We start from the raw sequence: 16,202 nt of genomic DNA, 5'->3' as shown, positions 1-16,202 counted from the left end.
CCGCCGTGACGCGCCCTCGTCACGCGCTCGCCACACGACCCAGCGGAGCAACTCCCTTATAGATGAGGATTGTTGAACGATCCCTCCTGATACGCAAGCCCCCTTCGAAGACCAGCAACACTCCGATCGAGCGAGCTGGTGAAAGGTCGCGATTCGCCTGCGCGGTCGGCTGGAAGCAGCGTTCCACGGTGTTGCGCTGCCGGTACTGGTCCAGGTCAAAGGTGACGGGGCGGCCGCCGGCCGAGCCTTTCCTCCGCCGGTTGGTGGCCTGGTCGGCCTTCTCCGGGATGACGGCGCCGATCTCGCGTCTACGCAGGTAGGCGCGGTTCACCTCGGATGAGTAGGCCTTGTCCGCGGCCACCGCCGTGAGTCGGGTGCGTGGCACGCCGAGCGGGCCGGGGACCCGGATTCGGCCCAGTGCCATCTGGAACTGCGGGCTGTCCGCTGCTTGCCCGGGGGTCAGGACGAACACCAGGGGTAGTCCCGCTGTGTCGACCGCGGCGTGGATCTTGCTGCTCAGTCCGCCTCTGGACCGGCCGGGTCCGGCCGCCTCCGCCCGTGACCGGCGACACCGACGCGTCGCGGCGCGGTTCCCGTCCGCCTCCTGTGCAAAGCCCGCACCGGGGCGGGCCTGCGATGCGTCACCCGCAGAACCGGCCCCTGCTCCGGCAGCGGAACCCCCTTTTCCTCATTCCTCGGTCAGAGCCTGTTCGAGATTCCTCGGTCAGAGCCTGTTCGAGGGCGTCTAGGGTCTCTCCGGCGATCGCCAGGCCGGAGGATGCGTGATGGGCGCGTACGACCGTGGAATCCGCACTGACCGATTCCAGGCCGACGCGCCCACGCGACGCTTCACGAAGATCCGAACTCCATACAGCTCCCAGGAGGCCGACCCGTCAAGCGCGAGAGGGCACGTCCGGTACGCCGCCGGTGTCAGCGAGCGCGGAAGTCCTGGCGGAGGGTGTCCAGGACCTGAGCCGCTTCGGGATGGCCCGCCTCGCGGCAGCGGTCCGCGGCCTCGGTGAGGCGGGTGATGGCCTCGGCGGTGCGCTCCAGGCCGTTGCCCTCGATCAGGGCCGTGATGCGGACCGCCTCGGCGCGGGCGAGTTCGCCGTGCTCGCCGCCCTGCTCATGCGCGGCGATCGCGGACTCGGCCTCCGGGAGGGCCTCGTCGAAGCGGCTCGCCCCGGCGAGGACCATCGCGCGGCGGAGGTGGTTCTCGCCCCGCTCGTGGCAGAGGGCGAAGCCCTCCTCGCCGGAGTTCCGGGCGTCGAGCACCGCGTCGGCGCGGGCCAGGTGTTCCAGCGCCGCGTCGACGTCCTCGTCGTCGCGGGTCCGGAGCGTGAGGCGCGCGAACTCCCGCATCATGAGGGCGATGTGCGGGAGGTTGGGCGACTCGGCGTGCGCGGCGACAGCGCGCTCGTAGGCCGTGTCCGCCGCCTCCCAACGCTCCGCCAGGGCGAGCGTGACCGCCGCCTCGGCCGCCACCATCGTGAGCACGCCCTCGCGCTCCTCCTCGGGCCAGCCGCCGACGGTGTCGGCGAGCCGGACCAGTTCCTCCGCCGCGGGCAGATACTCCTCCAGGTCGCGCAGACCACGGCCGAGCGTGAGCCGACCCTGGGCGAGCATGCGTGCGTCGACGCCGGGCGGCGCGTCGGCGAGGGCGTTCTCCAGGACCGCGACGGCATCGGCCTGCCGGCCTGACCGGTTCAGGACGTCGGCGAGTTCGAGGCGCGCTTGGACGGCACTCGTGGGGGCCTCCGCCCTGTCGAAGCGGACGGCGGCCTCGGAGAGGTGGCGTACGGCACCGTGGACGTCGTCGAGGTGGACGGCGGCGTGAGCGAGCATCAGATGGACCGGGCCCAGCGGCAGGGTGGGATCGTCGTGGGCGACGACATCGGCGATCACGGAGCGGAGGAGATCCGTCGCCTCCTCCGGACGGTCCTGTGCCATGAGGATCTGCGCCAGGTGGACGGACGGGCGGGGCCGTCGCCAGTGCCGGCCGGCGGATTCGATCTCCTCCAGCGCGGCGCGGAGTTCCCGTTCGGCCTCGGCCAGGTCGCCGCGGCGCGCCAACAGGTCGGCACGGAACTGGCGGGCGGTGGCTGCCTGGTGGGGGTGGCCCAGGCGGGACGCCTCGGTGTGGAGGGCGTCGACGCTGCTCGTGAACCGCTCGGTGAGGGCGTCGACGCCGATGCCGTGCGCCTCCTCGACGCGGTCCGGATCCTCCTGGTGCTCCTCGGCGTCGGCCAGTGCCTCGTGCAGCTCCAGATGCGCGGCGTAGGCCACCGAGTAACGGAGGGAGAGGTACGCGAGGACGCGCTCGGCGTGCAGGTCGGCGCCGTAGGCGGCCTCCCCTTCCCCGAGGGGCTCCCCGTCGAAGGGGGTCTCGACGAGCAGTTCGTCCGCCTCACGGGCCATGGAGTCGAGGGCGTCCCGGATCGCCGCGTGGTCGGGTGCGGACCCGTCGCTCTCTCCCTCGCTCGGCGCGGCGACCCACGCACGGGCGCGAGCCCTGGCGGAGAGCGCGTGCCACGGCATGGAGAGTCGGTCGAAGTGCCTGGCTGCCGTTTCGAGTTCGGCCGATCCTCGCGCGTGGAGATCCTTGAACCAGAGCTCGAACGCCCGGTGCTCGGCGAGTTCCGCGGCCAGGAGGTCGCCAGGGCCGAGGACGTCCTCGTACGACTCGGTCACGTCGCCGAACCGTTCGGCGACGCGCGTCCAGAGCTTCTGCGCGCTCGGGTGGCCGTCCCGTGTCAGGCGTCGGGCCTCGCGCACCAGGGCGACGAAGTCCTCGGGTATGTCGATCCTCGTCGCCCCCGTGGCAGGGTTCGGGGTCGCGGGCGGGCCCTCGGGCGGCGTCACGGCGCGGACCGTGGCCGCGCGCAGGCCGAGCGGCAGGGGCTCACCGAGCAGGGGCGCCAGGGCGAGGCGGGACCGCCGTCGGTCGCCGACGTGCGAGGTGCCGTTGCGGGTGTCGAAGGCGACGGCAAGGCTGTCGGCCTCGCCACCGACCCACGCGAGGAGACCGGCCACGGTCCACGAGCGGCCGGGCGGTCCCGCGACGGCGATGCCCTCGTGACCGGCTTCCACGAGGCGGGAGAGAAGGACCTCCGTGCCGGTGAGGAAGTCCAGGTGGTCGAGTGGGGCGCCCTTCGCCTCGAAGAGGGGACGGTTCTCCGCGAGGATCTCCAGCCCCCGGCCCTCGTTGCGGGAGTGGGCGCAGAACTCCAGGTGGTAGCCGACCTCGGCCTGGCCGCCGGTCCTGCCGCGCACCTTGCGGTAGCCGGTGAGGTGGTGGGAGCGGGCCTCGTCGGCGCGCCCCGAACGCAGCAGCGGGAGCAGCGCGCGCGCCTGGCTGGTCTGCGGTTCCTCGTCACAGCCCTGCTCACCGACGAGGACGGGCCGCCAGACGGCGAGGGCGGCGGCGTCGTCGCCCGAGGCGAGGTGGTGCCAGGCACGTTGCCGGGTCTCGCATGCCACGCAGTCGCTGAACTCGGACCGGGAGCGGGTGGCCCAGAGGTCGTACGCGTCGGCGAGGCCGATTCCGGAGTGGCCCGCCAGCTGGTGGCGCATGGCCGCCACAGGCTGCAGGTCGTGGCCGGCGGCCTCGTACCGCTTGCGCATCTCGTCGATCCAGCCGCCGATCGACGCCAGGGGCACCTCGGGCACCTGGAGGAGCGAGGTGGTCACCCACTTGAAGCGCCAGAAGACCTGACGGGCCTCATGGTCGCTGAAGGACGTGGGCGTGGTGTCCCACAGCTTGAGGATGCGGGCGAAGGCGACGGGGGACTTGCGGTGCTCGCCGGTGTACTCGTACGCCGTCATCAGTTCGAGGAGCGCGGTGACCAGCAGATCGGGCTTGTCGAGGACCTCGGCGGCGTCGACGAGTTCCTCGGCGGTGACGGTGCGCGCCAGTCCGTGGGGTCGTTCGTGGTTCTCGCGGAGCGCTTCGAAGACCGCTTCGGGGGTGTCCAGCATTTACCGTTCCTTCCGGGATTCGGAACCGGGGGCCGCCTCGCCGGGCTGGTGCATGGCGTGGGTGAGCAGGCCGATGAAGGCCCGGTTGAGCAGGGCGCTCTCGCTGGCGCGGAGCGGGCGTCGGCTGAGCAGCAGCGCCTGGCCGTACAGGGCTTCGGCGGTGGTGACCGCGAGGCCGCGCTCGCCGATCGTGAGGGCCTGGCGGACCAGCGGGTTGAGATGGTTCAGGACGAGCTGGGCACGAGGGGTCTCGTCGCGCAGCGAGCCGAGGATGTCCCCCCACAGGCCGTCGCTTTCGGCGGCGAGGCCGGACCTGGTGCGTTCGTGCCGGGCCTCGCGGTTGTCGAGCAGCAGGGCCGGCGCGGTGACGGGCTGGAAGTCGCGCAGGACGACGTCGCAGTCGTGGACGCCGATCGTCTCGCGCGCGACCGACAGGAAGGCGGCGGCCCGCAGCTCGGCGCCGGGCTCCACGGGGTCGAGGTGGGCGGTGACCGTGGCCGGGTCGAGGTCGACGACCGTGGTGCCGGGCCTGACCTCGGGCAGCCGGTGGACGAGGTCACGGTCGTATGTGTAGCCGCCGTTCACGACGCCGAGCCCGGCGGCCGAGGCGATCGGCGCGACCTGCCGGAACTCCTCGACGCTACGGGTCACGAGGAGCGTGCGGTGGGTCCGCGCGAACTCCTCCAGGGTGATGTTCCCGTCGGTCGTCTCGAACGGCAGCCAGGGCAGCACGATGCGCAGCAGCTCGTCGTCGTGGCGGGCGAGCGCCTTGACCGCGAGGTGGTGGGTGTCGACGAAGCGGTGCAGGAGGTCCGCGTCGCGGGCGGCGAGTCCGGTGAGCCAGTCGCGGATCCGGTCGCCGAGGGCGTCCCGTACGGCGGAGAGCGTGCCGTCCTCGTACAGCGACTCGCGGGAGGCGGTCGGCCGCAGGCTCGTGGTGTCGACGACACAGCGGACGAAGAACGCCCATTCGGGAAGCAGTTCGGGGGCCTGGTCGGTGAGGAGCATGCCTTTGAGGTGGACCCGGTGTCCGGCGCGCTGGGCCGGGCTGACCGCCGTCGGCAGGACGTAGGCGACCCCGCGCAGTCCGGCGGCGGGCAGGTCGAGCTCGATGGTGTCGAGCGGGGCGAAGTCGAAGACTTCGCGGCAGTACGCGGTGTACGCCTCCCGCTTGGCGAGGGGAGAGCCGTACGCGCGCTCCCACGGCGGCGCCGCGTTGATGCGGTGGCTCTCGCCGCGCGCGTCGACGACGGTCACGTCGTGACGGAGGAGTCCGCCGTAGTGCCGAGCGAGGGAGACGACCTGCTGGGGGCTGGTCCAGGACGCGTTGTCGGCGCGGGGGACGAGCGTGACCGTGGTGCCGGGCTCGGGGAGCGTCGCGGACGGCAGGGTCCGGATCGTGTAGCGGCCGTCCGAATGGCCGCGCCACTCGACGGTGGGCGCGGCCGGGTCGGCGGCGGACCGGGTCAGCACGGTGATCTCGTCGGCGACGACGAAGCAGGCGAGGAGCCCGATGCCGAACTGGCCGATGAACTCGCCGCGCGCCGCGTCGAGCCCCGCGCCGTCCAGCGCGCCGCCGGCGGTCCGCTTGGAGCTGCGCCCGATCGTGGCGAGGAACTGGTGGACATCCGCCTCGGACAGACCGATGCCGGTGTCCGTGACGGTCAGCGTCTCACCGGTGCGTACGGTGATCGCGCCGGTCGCGCCGGGCGTGAGGGCCTGGCGGGCGGTGATGGCGTCGACGGCGTTCTGGAGCAGCTCGCGCAGGTAGACGCGGGGGCTGGAGTAGAGGTGGTGCGAGAGCAGGTCGACCAGGCCGCGCAGGTCCACTTGGAAGGTGTGGGCGGTTGGGGACGTCTCGGGAGTGTGGGACGGGGACACCTGGAATGGTCCTTCGGTGTGTGCCGGCGCGTGCCACGGCACGACAAGCTTGGTCGGGCATAGTCGGGCGTGGTCGGGCAGGGATGAGGTGTGGTCGGGCGGGAGGAGGTGTGGTGGTGCGATACGGAGACGGGACGTTCGTACGCGTCCCGCCCCACTCATCCTCCGCAGAAGGCGCGGTGCTCCTTGTACGCCTTGGCCGGATCGGAACCGTCCAGGTACTGCCAGGGGAACTCGGTGACGCGTCCGGCGGAGGCCCGGAAGCACTCCCTCGCGGACGCGGTGTCGCCCGCCAGCGAGAACGCCATGGCGAAGGAGTTGTGGACCTGGAGCCAGCCGGGTGTCCCCACGAAGTCCGGATGGCGGATCGAGTGGTCGGCGGCCTCGCCCAGCGAGGCGATCACCTCGGGGCTCCTGATGTAGCGGGCGTCGGGGCCGGAGTCGAGGGCCAGCCAGTGCTCCAGGTGCGCGACAGCGACGAGCTGGCCGAGAACGGTCCCGCGGGGCGCGCCGAAGGCAGAGCTCCGGGCGAACGCGTGCATCTCCTCGTGGGAACCGCCCCACTTCTCGCAGAGCTGCTGCAACTGCTGCTGGTGCGCGCCCAGGTGGTGAGGGTCGCGCCGCACGGCCGCCTCGAAGCGGCGCCGCGCCACGTCCCCGTCGACCTGGAGCCCCCGGCCGGTGACCTGGAGGGCGTACCAGGGCGAGGTCCAGCCGGGTTCCCGCTCGGCCACCTCGTAGAGCCACGTCTCGGCGGTGGCCAGTCGGTCGTGGAAGATCTTGAACTGCTCCTGGGACACCTGCGCAGCCCGAGCGCTGGTCCTGGCCTCCCAGGCCCAGCTGATGTGACGAACGGCGGCCACCAGCCGGGGCAGGGGGGCCTGGGGCTCCGCCGCCATGGCGTCGGCGAGCCACCGTTCCGCTCCGGCGACGTCGGCGACGGCCCACAGGAGGCCCGTACGGTCCTCGCTCTCGGGCCGTGCCTCGAGCAGGTCCCGCACGGTCGCCCAGTCCCCCGCCTCGGCGGCCTCGCGGACGCGTCGCGCGTCGGGATCACCGCCGTCCTGATCGACCTGCGCGGCGGTCCGGCCCCGCCATCGTCCCAGCGTGTTCCCCAAGTCCCGGAGCAACGCCATGTCCCCACCCCTTGCTGTAGTGCACCGTGGTCGATGATCGACTCACCCGTGGGGGTAGTGACTATCACGCACGACCGACAATCACACACTTGTTTCAACGGGCCTGGGATTGTGCGGGGTAGTCCGTCAGGTTCCGGCCGCAGACGGGCGGCATCCGCTGGCGCAGAGTCACCGAGGACTCGGCGATGGCGGGGAGTGTTCCGCCGCAAGGGCTCTGACCTGATCTTTTTCATTGGCCTGGACTATTGCGGAGAGTGATCGAGTCAGGGAGGATCTCCCGCCGTGACACTTTTCCTCGCCGCGCTCCTTGTGGTGCTCCTCTTCGGCCTCTACCGCGTCATCGGCCGCCCGCGAGGCTCCTCCACCTGGGGTGCGGAGACCTTCGAGGCTGCGGATTACGGGCTTCCGCCGCGTGCGGCGCTCGACTCCCGACGCGCCGGCCCGCCCCCGGCGGCCTCCCTCCGCGAGGAGCGCCAGGCCGTCGCCGACGCCGCCTGGCGGGGGCACTGGCAGGCCGCCGCGCGGTACGTCGACGAGGCGGGCGAGGACTGGGACGAGCGCTGGACCCGGATCGAGCTCCTCCAGCAGATCGCCGAGGAGGACGACGCCTGGCTCGACAGCTGGCGCGCCGCCCGGCCGCAGGACTGCGACGCCGCGACGCTCCGCGCGAGCCTGATGGTCCACCAGGCCTGGGCGATCCGGGGCAGCGGATACGCGAACGAGGTCGGCACCTCGAAGATGGAGAGCTTCAAGGCGCTGCTCCCGGCCGCGATCGAGGAGGCCCGGAAGGCGGCACTGCTCGATCCCGCGAACCCGGGTCCGTGGGTCGTCATGGTCACGGCGGCACGGGGTGCCGAATACCGCCGCGCGGATTTCCGGCCGCTCTGGGAGGGGCTCGTCGCCCGTGCGCCGTACCACTACGAGGGCCACTGGCAGGCACTCCAGTACTGGTGCGCCAAGTGGTTCGGCAGCGACCGGATCATGATGCGCTTCGCCCGCCGGGCGGTCCGGAAGGCGCCGCCGGGCAGTCCGCTCGCCGGTATCCACCTGCACGCGCTCGACGAGTACGCCGACCGGCACCCCTACGAAGCCGTGCGCGTCACCCCGCTATCCAGGAGCCTGCTCAAGCAGGTCGCCGCCTCGCTCGACGAGGTGGCGCCCGAGAACGAGCGACTGCCGATGCTCCGGCACCTCCTCGCCCATCACATGGTGCGGGCGAGGCTGTACGCGGGCGCGCTGGAGCAGTTCCGCCGGATCGGCCCGTGGTGCGGCGCTCCGATGTGGCGCAAGGACGGCGATGCGGTCCAGGCCTTCGAGAGCGCCCGCGCGCAGGCCGTGAGGCTCTCGCGCGCCCGCCCCGTCGCGACTCCCCGGAGCCACGGCATCGTGCGCTGAACCGACGGGTCTCGCCTTGCCGGTGATCACGCCACCTTCCCCTTCGGCGGGGAGTCCGGTCCGGCAACAGGGGCTCGATCCTGGACCACTGGGCGTCGGTCAACACGCTCAGGACAACGAGCGGTCGCCTGTGCCACAACGCCTCAGAACCCAGCCATGGACTTGTCGAGCACTCCGCCCAGCGCACCGTAGACGCTGCAGCGGACCGAGTGCTTCGCCCTGCGACGCAGCGCGAAACCCACGATGAACGACAACGCGAAGAGCCCGCCCAGGACCGTCGCTACGCGCGGGCTGTAGACGAAGTACACGAGGCACGCGACTCCAGCCCAGACAAGGATCGGCAGGAGTGAGCCGCGCAGCACCGTCTCGAACCTGATCCGTTCCGGCCCGGACGGCAGCACGCGTTCTTGCCACACCTCGATGTGATTCCTGGTCACACAGTGCTCAGGTCGCATGAAGCCATCACACCACCCACAGCTCGGGTCTCGCGCAGTGATCCGCAAGAAGCTGCCTAGCCGTGGCCAGAGAAGGCCTCCCCCTTGCCAGTTCACCAGTCCCGGCCGGCGGTCAGCTCATCCGCTTCCGCGTCGGTGAACCCGTACGCCGACGCGATGAAGCTGAACTCGTCGCAGATGGCCTCGCGGGCCACTGTCTCGATCTCGCTCCCGGCCTCGTCGAAGACGCTCTCCAGCAGATTGAACTCTTCCGTCGTGGCCTGGGTCAGTGCGTACAAGCTCTCCAGGTCGGCCGGCCGCTCGGCCTCGACGCGTTCGCACAGGCGCAGCAGGATCGCCTTCGCCTGGTCGACCACGTGATCGGGAAAGTACGCGTCGTCGTACATCGGCCGCAGGAACGTGTGCCCGGCTATCCGGTGACAAGTGATCGGCATCGTGCGTCCCTACCTCCCTGGAAGCTGACGTGCCGATCATGCACCACGCCACTGACAGCCCTTCCGCTCCCCGGTGGAGGGCGAAGTCCGCGCCTTCCCGCACGCCGCCGGGCCTCGAAGCGACTCAGGCCCTGGTGCCGTGGTCCCATGGACGGATGCAGACCAGTCGAGCGCCGCTCCTCCCAGAACCCGCCCGCAAGCTCGCCGCCTGGTGCGTCGTCATGTTGCTCGTCACCGGCGTCGCCGCCGTGCTCGTCTGGCTGTGCGTCGTCTTCCAGTCGGTCGTGACGCCGGTGCTGCTCGCGATCCTGGGGGCAGCGCTGCTGGGGCCGCTCTACCGGTGGTTGCTCCGGATGCGGGTGCGGAAGTCGCTCGCGGCCGGCGTCACGGTCCTCGCGATCCTCGTGGTCGTCGGCGGAGCCGCGTACATCGTCGTCGCGGCGCTCATCAAGACCGGTGACCAGATCATCACCTCGCTCCGCAAGGCCGCCGACGACATCACCGAACACCTCGGTGCGATCGGGACCTCCCTCGACGACGTCGCCAAGAACGCCGAGCCCCTCCTGAAGGAGTTCGGCGGTACGGCCGCGTCAGGGGTGATCAGCGGACTCGGTGTCGTCAGCCAGATGATGGCCACCACCGTGCTCGCCCTCATCCTCGTCTTCTTCTTCCTCAAGGACTCCGACCGCGCCGTGGGCACCCTGCGCTCCCTCGCGCCCCGCGCGAGCGGTGACCTCGTCGAGGCCATGGCCCGCCGGGCCTACGAGGCCGTCGAGGGGTACATGCGCGGGACGACCTTCGTCGCCCTCGTCGACGCCGTCATCATCGGCCTCGGCCTGATCGTCCTCGACGTCCCCGGCGCGGTCGGGCTCGCCGCGCTCGTCTTCGTCACCGCCTACATCCCGTACCTCGGCGCCTTCCTCTCCGGCGCCGTCGCCGTCCTCGTCGCCCTCGCCGACCGGGGCCTCGTGATCGCGCTGTGGGTCTTCGGCATCGTCCTCGCCGTCCAGATGCTGGAGGGCAACGTCCTCCAGCCGCTGGTCCAGAGCAAGACCGTCCACATGCACCCCGCGGTCGTCCTGCTTGCCCTCACCGCAGGCGGGACCGTGGCGGGCATCCTCGGCATGCTCCTCGCCATCCCGCTGACCGCCGCCGCCACCTCCATCCTGAACGAGCTCCGTAAGCGATACGGCTCCGACAGGCCGTCACCGGCCGGGGAGGAGGGGACGGGGGCGGAGGCTGCGGCGGGGGTGTAGAGCCTCGTGTGCCTGCTCGTACGAGGCCGGGCTTCGGTGGGCGAGCGTGTGTCCAGCCGCGTACAAGCGACAGGCGCCCGACGTCATGGGCCGGTTTGGGGTGTGTCCGGATCGTCGTCGGTCGCGTAGTAGCGGATCGTCCGGACCGCCTCGTAGGCCATGCGGCGCACGCCCGCAGGTTCCGATGGGCGGCTGCTGAGCTCCTGGAGGGGAGCGATCGCCCGTGTGGTGCCCGAGCGGGCCAGGGCGACGACGGCCGCCAGGACGCGCTGGTCGGAGGGGCGCTGATCGCCCTGGCCGGGGTCGGGGGCGCGGGCCGGCCAGGCCGGGGGCCAGTGGGCGGGGTCGAGGCAGGTCAGCAGGGCGTTCTCCGCCACGGGGGTGCGCAGCGTGCCCAGGGCCTCGATGCCGTGGACGGTGGCCATGGCGTCGTCCTCGTCGTACAGGGCTCTCAGGAGCATGTTCTCCGATCGGGGGTTCTCCAGTCGGGCGAGTGCCCGGTAGGCCGTGACACGGTCCGCCAGTCCGGCAGGGCCGGAATGTCGCAGCAGGTCGTCGAGGGCGGGGAAGACGGAGGGGTCGCGCAGCGCGGAGGAGCACAGCAGGGCGAGCCGGAGTCGTTCGCTGTCGGCGGGAGCGCAGCGAGTGGTGCGGACCGTCCTGAGCCAGGCGCGGCAGCTGGGGGCGGACACCTGGAGGAACAGGCGCAGGCACAGGTCGATCAGCCAGTCCTGTCCGGGGCGCAGCGCGTGCTCGCGCAGCAGGGCGTGTGCCTGGGTGTTGCCGGTACGGGCCAGGGCCGCGGTGGCGGCTCTCACCAGGGTGCGGTCGCCCTCGTCGAGAAGTCCGGCGACGAGGCGTTCGGTGTGCTTGGGACGGCCGCGCAGGACGAAGGAGACGGCCGCGACGCGCAGTCGCTGCGCTGCCTGGGCATCCAGGGCGGTGGACAGTACCTGTTCGGTGTTCTCCGCGTACACGTTGAGCGAGGTGAGGCCCAGCAGGTTGGCGCGTGCCCGGTCGTCCGCCGCCTCGGCGTACAGGCGGCTGTGGAACCGCCCGTCGCCCTCCACCCATTCGGGGTCGACGGCGTGCCGGATCGCGAGCTGGCCGAGCGGGTCGGGCGCGTCGACGAACAGGCTGCGCATCGTGCCCCGTACGAACTCCGGCGAGGTGACGCGCATGGCGAGGGGTGGCCATACCCGGTCCGGTGCCCCGTGAGCGGCGGCCATCAGCGTTCCGGCGGCGGCGGGGGTGAGGGGGAGCTCCGTGAGTGCCTGGGCCGAGGCCCCGGCCACCGCGCTCATCGGGTGGGACAGGAGGACCGAGAGGAGCGGTACGGAGTCGGCGCGCCCGCAGCGGCCCAGTGCTTCGACGGTCTCGACGGTGGACAGGACGAAGTCCTCCAGGTCGTGGGCGCCCTCTGGATCCGGTCCCATGGTCGAGAGGCCCGGTCCCCGGGTCGACGGACCCTGTCCTCGGGTCGATGGGTCCGCCGACTGGAGTCTGTCGAGGATGCCTGTGAGCACCTGCACGGCGGCCTCGCTGGCCACCAGGCCCAGGAAGTCCACGTATCGCGGGAACGAGGCGGGTTGCCCGTGAGGGTCGTGGAAGAGGAGTTCGGTGACGGTGTCGACGTACTCGGGGAAGGCGGCGGCGAGCCCGGCCAGGGCGTGTGTGGCTTCCACGCCGAGGGGTGAGCCGGGCCCGAAGGCCACGGGGGTCAGTTCGTCGACGAGTGCGTCGCAGACCGGCCCGGCCAGGGACAGGCCGTCCGAGGCGCAGCGGGCCGCGAGGGCCAGTTCCTCGACGGAACGCGGCTCGCCGGTGTCGGAGAACGCGACCCGGTGGGTGAACCACTCGGCGTCTCTCTGCTCCAGCAGGCCGGTGAACAGCCGCAGCACCTCCTCCCAGCGAGGGTCGGCGCGGTGCCGCAGCGCCGTCTGCGGGCCGTCCGGGCGCAGGCTCAGCGCCCGTGCGGCGAGGTATTCCTGGAGGGTGAGGTGGAGGAAGGCGTAGCGGCCGTCCGGGCCCCGGTGCAGTACGGCGTCCTGCTCGGTGAGGGTGCTCAGCATGCGGTACGGGGTGTCGGTGGGCGCGGCGCGGCCGGGGTTGTGCGTGACGAAGCGGTCCCACAGGGCGTAGAACTCCTCTTCCCCGAACGACTCCCGGCGCAGGTTCATCAGCTCAAGCGCAAGCCAGCCGAGGAAGGACCGCTTCAGGAGGAGCAGGCCGGTCCCTTCGCGGTCGTCGCGGCGACCGGTCAGCAGGACGTCGAGCAGGATGGTGTACAGCTCCGTGCGCTGCCGCGGTACGCGGCTCTCGTCGTGCTCCCCCTGGGCGGCCGACAGCAGGGACAGCATGAGCGGGTTCTGCCCGAACTTGGCCAGGGCCGGGCTCGCGTCGATCTGGCGCTCTATGTCGTGCGCCAGGCCGGGTCGGTCATCGAACCACCGGGCCAGGAACCGTCCCCGCTGGCTGCGGCTGAAGCCGACGCATTCGAAGACGCGGAAGGTGCCCGGCAGCAGTCCGCGCGGGTAGGCCACGGTACGGCAGGTGATGAAGAAGCGGTTCTGCGCGGCGAGCAGACGGCGGACCTCCTCGGTGACCCTGCGCTGCAGCGCCGCCGGCGCCTCGTCCAGCCCGTCGAGGAAGAACACGGCGCGGCCGGTGTCGCAGGCGCGCAGCAGTTCATCGGCGACCTGCGGGTGGACACGCCGCACGTGCGCCCGCAGACAGTCCGGCTCGTCCGTCAGCGACGCGATCCGCACGAACACCGGCAGATCGCCGGGGAACAGCTCGTCACGGCAGGTTCTGACGAGGAGATGGCGCAGCAGCGTCGTCTTGCCCGCGCCCGGTTCACCGAGGACCGTCGCGCACGGGGAGGCGAGGAGTTCGCCCAGACTGGCGTCGGGCCTGCGCACTCTGGCCTGGGGACTGCCACGGTCGCGCCGGGCACCCCGCTTCTCGGGGACGCCGTCGGACATGGACTCGATGCCGCCGCCGGAGCGCCGGGAGAAGGCGCTGCCGTCGAGGGTGTCCGAGGCCAGGGTCAGCGTGACGTAGACCTCGTCGAGCCGTACGTCCCGCTCCAGGTTGGCGAACGCCACGTAGGAGTGCTCGCGCTGGAGGTTCATCAGGTACGCGCTGACCGCCCCGGAGCGACGGCCGGCGTCGTCGTGGCCGGTCCCGGCGGCGGCTCGGGCGACCGCCGCCGCGTTCTCGGCCAGTAGCCCCGGGCGCAGCTTCTCGGCCTCCTCGACGGGAACCGCGTACCCGCCCCCGTCCGGGTTCGAGCGCTTCACCACGCCCACGACGCGGTCGTCGGCGAGTGAGTGAACCGGACCGCCGCTGATCCCCGGCCTGATGGTGGCGCCGGTCAGCACCAGCAACCGCTGCTGTTCCTCGGGGAAACCGGGGCGGCCCCGGTAGGGCGCGGTACCGCTCACCCGGCCGGTCGCCGGGTAGCCGCGGTAGCCACGCTCCTCCCATTGATGGCCGTACGCGAAGAAGCCGAAGATGCCGTACCCGCTCGGGCCGATGGGGAGCAGCGGGTGATCCGTACGGTCCACGCGCAGGAGGCAGAGGTCCGGAGCGCCTCCGGCAGCCGGGCGTACTGCCTCCCTTACGGGAAGCACCTCGCCCTGCCAGTGCACGGTCAGGGGGTGGGGGCTGTCCGGGTCGTGGACGTGCGCGCAGGTCAGCAGCCAGCCCGGCAGGACGAAGAAGCCGGTACCGACCGCGTCGGCGCCCTGGGTGATCCGTGCGACCGCTTCCACGACGGAGTTCACCGTCTGCGCGGGGACCGCGCTGCCCTGCACCTTGTGACCGTTTACCGCGTCGCCGTTCATCACGCCCTCGCTCACCGCGTCGCCGTCGGCGCTTGAGAAGCGGCGCACCGGGCCTGAGCGGGCCTAGCGCCAGGACCGTACGCATACGCGGAAGCCGTCATCGCCACCTCCCTGGTTGTACGAGTTCGTCCAGTCCCGGCACGCGGGGCGCACGATCTCCTTGGTGCAGTAGGCCGATCCGCCCTTGACGACCCGGCGCGAGGCGGGTCGGGAGGCGACCGGGTCGAGGAACTCGGCCTCCTGGTGCGCATGGCCGTGGTAGTAGTCCTCGCACCACTCCCATACGCCTCCGGCCATGTGCATGCACCCGTAGGGTGACTGCCCTTCCTCCAGCTCGTACACCGAGCGGAAGGCGAACCGTCCGTCCTCGGCGGAGCTGCACAGTTCCGGCCGGAACTCGTTGCCCCAGGGCCAGATCCGGCTGTCTCCCCCGCGAGCCGCCTTCTCCCACTCCGCTTCGGTGGGCAGTCCGACGGAGAGGCCCGAGGCCTCGCCCAGCCATGCGCAGTAGGCCCGGGCTGTCTCCCAGGAGACGTTCACCGCTGGGAGGTCGGCGGTAGCTGCGGCGTCGGACCCGGAGCCGCGAGCCCAGCCGACCGCCTGTCGGAACACGCCCAACTGTCGGCGGGTCGTGGGGTGGCGCGCGATGAGGAAGTCCGACACGTACACCTCACGCATCGGGAACTCCAGCTCACCCGCGTACGGGTCAAGCTCCGAACTGCCGAGGCACGACATGCCTGCGGGGATGTGCACGAGGTCGTGGCCGTTGAGAAACACCGTCGTCGTTCCCGTCGGATCCGGTCGCCGCGGTCTTCAGGCGGTGGCGGGGTTCGCGGGCGGGTCCGCGGGCGCGTCGGCCGATGCGGAGGCGTCGGCGGGTGCGTTGGTGGGTACGTCGGTGGGCTGATCGCTGTCCGCGCCCGCGCCCGGGAGGGCGGTACTCGTGCCGGCGCTGGTGTCCGTGGCCGGGTCGTCGGCGGTGTCGCGGGACCACTCCAGAGTGACCACGAAGTTGGCCTCGACCCCGCCCTTGGCTATCAGCGCCGAAAGACCCGTGCTCTCCGCCTTGAACGCGACCCCGAACTGCACCTGCGTGCGCTGCGGGGCGAGCGACTTCAGGGCGCCGCCAAGGTCCTGGCACAACGACACCACCGACGGCAGGACTTCGGCGAAGGCCGTTCCGCCTCGTCGCCGGAACGCCACCTCCTCCTCCAGATCGCCCGCGACGGCGTCCACCCACACAACCGACCCGTCCGACAATGTCAGCCGCTGACTCGTCATCTTCCGCTCCTCATCTTCCGCGCCTTTGCCCTCGTCACTGCCAGAGACTGAAGCGCCCGGTCAGGGCGGTGACGGCATCGGTGTCGCCGTACACGATCACCCCGAGGTAGCGGACGCCGTCCTCGGGAACGGCCGCCACGGCTTCTGCGAGCTCGTCGTCGTGCCCGGTCGTGAGCATCTGCTCGGGGTAGTCCGCCCAGAACACGTCCCCGCGCTCCCTCGCCTCCGCGACCAGCCGGCGCAGCCTGCCCTGCTTCACCTTGGTCACGATGACCGGGTACCTCGAGATGCCGGTGTGCGGAAGACCGGAAGCGTCCTCCAGGACCTTGCGCCCCATCAGGTCGCCGTCGTCGCCATGGGCGCCGAGAGCGACGGACAGGTGCCCGGCGACGTTGAGCGCCACGCCCTGCTCCAGGTGGGAGGCCAGGGCGAGCACGGTCTTCTTGGCCCGGTAGTCGTAGGTCACGTGTTTCCTTGCTTTCCGACGCTCTTGGTTCTGTTTTCGTGGTTCCGCGTACGTGGCTCTCGGGCCCTGTCG

Annotated in this window: 11 protein-coding genes and 1 pseudogene; 2 read left to right on the top strand and 10 right to left on the bottom strand. The window is 71.5% G+C overall.

Annotation, left to right across the window (positions count from 1 at the left end; all coding sequences use genetic code 11):
- Nucleotides 1-19: 19 nt before the first annotated feature.
- From ACFC0Z_RS06055 to ACFC0Z_RS06040, 4 genes and pseudogenes are all read right to left on the bottom strand, one after another.
- Nucleotides 20-538 (bottom strand): annotated as a pseudogene (locus ACFC0Z_RS06055) (transposase); the annotation flags it as partial.
- Nucleotides 539-930: 392 nt separating this feature from the next.
- A complete protein-coding gene (locus ACFC0Z_RS06050; protein ID WP_376433175.1) occupies nucleotides 931-3,978 on the bottom strand; it encodes a hypothetical protein in 3,048 nt (1,015 codons plus the stop codon).
- Nucleotides 3,979-5,859: an HSP90 family protein gene (locus ACFC0Z_RS06045; RefSeq protein ID WP_376433173.1), complete on the bottom strand. Its 1,881-nt coding sequence runs from the start codon at nucleotides 5,857-5,859 to the stop codon at nucleotides 3,979-3,981.
- Nucleotides 5,860-6,017: 158 nt separating this feature from the next.
- The gene (locus ACFC0Z_RS06040; RefSeq protein WP_376433171.1) at nucleotides 6,018-6,995 is read right to left on the bottom strand and encodes a hypothetical protein; all 978 of its coding nucleotides are present in this window, start codon (nucleotides 6,993-6,995) and stop codon (nucleotides 6,018-6,020) included.
- Nucleotides 6,996-7,277: 282 nt separating this feature from the next.
- Between ACFC0Z_RS06040 and ACFC0Z_RS06035 the strand changes: the two genes are divergently transcribed.
- Nucleotides 7,278-8,390 carry a hypothetical protein gene (locus tag ACFC0Z_RS06035; RefSeq protein WP_376433169.1) on the top strand — a complete coding sequence of 371 codons (1,113 nt, stop codon included), beginning with the start codon at nucleotides 7,278-7,280 and terminating at the stop codon, nucleotides 8,388-8,390.
- Nucleotides 8,391-8,533: 143 nt separating this feature from the next.
- On the opposite strand, the gene ACFC0Z_RS06030 is transcribed toward ACFC0Z_RS06035, so the two are convergent.
- Both ACFC0Z_RS06030 and ACFC0Z_RS06025 read right to left on the bottom strand, forming a co-directional pair.
- On the bottom strand, nucleotides 8,534-8,845 hold the full coding sequence (locus tag ACFC0Z_RS06030) for a hypothetical protein (protein WP_376433167.1): 312 nt from the start codon (nucleotides 8,843-8,845) through the stop codon (nucleotides 8,534-8,536).
- A 92-nt stretch (nucleotides 8,846-8,937) separates the two neighbouring features.
- Nucleotides 8,938-9,231 (bottom strand): DUF5713 family protein, encoded by a 294-nt coding sequence (locus tag ACFC0Z_RS06025; RefSeq protein ID WP_376433165.1) that lies wholly within the window; start codon nucleotides 9,229-9,231, stop codon nucleotides 8,938-8,940.
- Nucleotides 9,232-9,434: 203 nt separating this feature from the next.
- Here ACFC0Z_RS06025 and ACFC0Z_RS06020 point away from each other — a divergent pair, with 203 nt between their 5' ends.
- A complete protein-coding gene (locus ACFC0Z_RS06020; protein ID WP_376433163.1) occupies nucleotides 9,435-10,535 on the top strand; it encodes an AI-2E family transporter in 1,101 nt (366 codons plus the stop codon).
- An 83-nt stretch (nucleotides 10,536-10,618) separates the two neighbouring features.
- On the opposite strand, the gene ACFC0Z_RS06015 is transcribed toward ACFC0Z_RS06020, so the two are convergent.
- From ACFC0Z_RS06015 to ACFC0Z_RS06000, 4 genes are read right to left on the bottom strand one after another with little or no spacing between them, the layout of a single operon-like run.
- Nucleotides 10,619-14,431 (bottom strand): NACHT domain-containing protein, encoded by a 3,813-nt coding sequence (locus ACFC0Z_RS06015; RefSeq protein WP_376433161.1) that lies wholly within the window; start codon nucleotides 14,429-14,431, stop codon nucleotides 10,619-10,621.
- 15 nt (nucleotides 14,432-14,446) lie between these two features.
- Nucleotides 14,447-15,160, bottom strand: coding sequence for a formylglycine-generating enzyme family protein (locus ACFC0Z_RS06010; RefSeq protein WP_376433159.1), 714 nt, complete (start codon nucleotides 15,158-15,160; stop codon nucleotides 14,447-14,449).
- A gap of 36 nt (nucleotides 15,161-15,196) precedes the next feature.
- On the bottom strand, nucleotides 15,197-15,664 hold the full coding sequence (locus ACFC0Z_RS06005) for a CU044_2847 family protein (RefSeq protein WP_376433157.1): 468 nt from the start codon (nucleotides 15,662-15,664) through the stop codon (nucleotides 15,197-15,199).
- 34 nt (nucleotides 15,665-15,698) lie between these two features.
- Nucleotides 15,699-16,130, bottom strand: coding sequence for a DUF2000 domain-containing protein (locus ACFC0Z_RS06000; RefSeq protein ID WP_376433155.1), 432 nt, complete (start codon nucleotides 16,128-16,130; stop codon nucleotides 15,699-15,701).
- Nucleotides 16,131-16,202 lie beyond the last annotated feature (72 nt).

The sequence above is a fragment of the Streptomyces sp. NPDC056144 genome (genome assembly GCF_042264145.1).
Lineage (GTDB): Bacteria > Actinomycetota > Actinomycetes > Streptomycetales > Streptomycetaceae > Streptomyces.
This window is presented reverse-complemented; position numbering and strand designations above follow the sequence as displayed.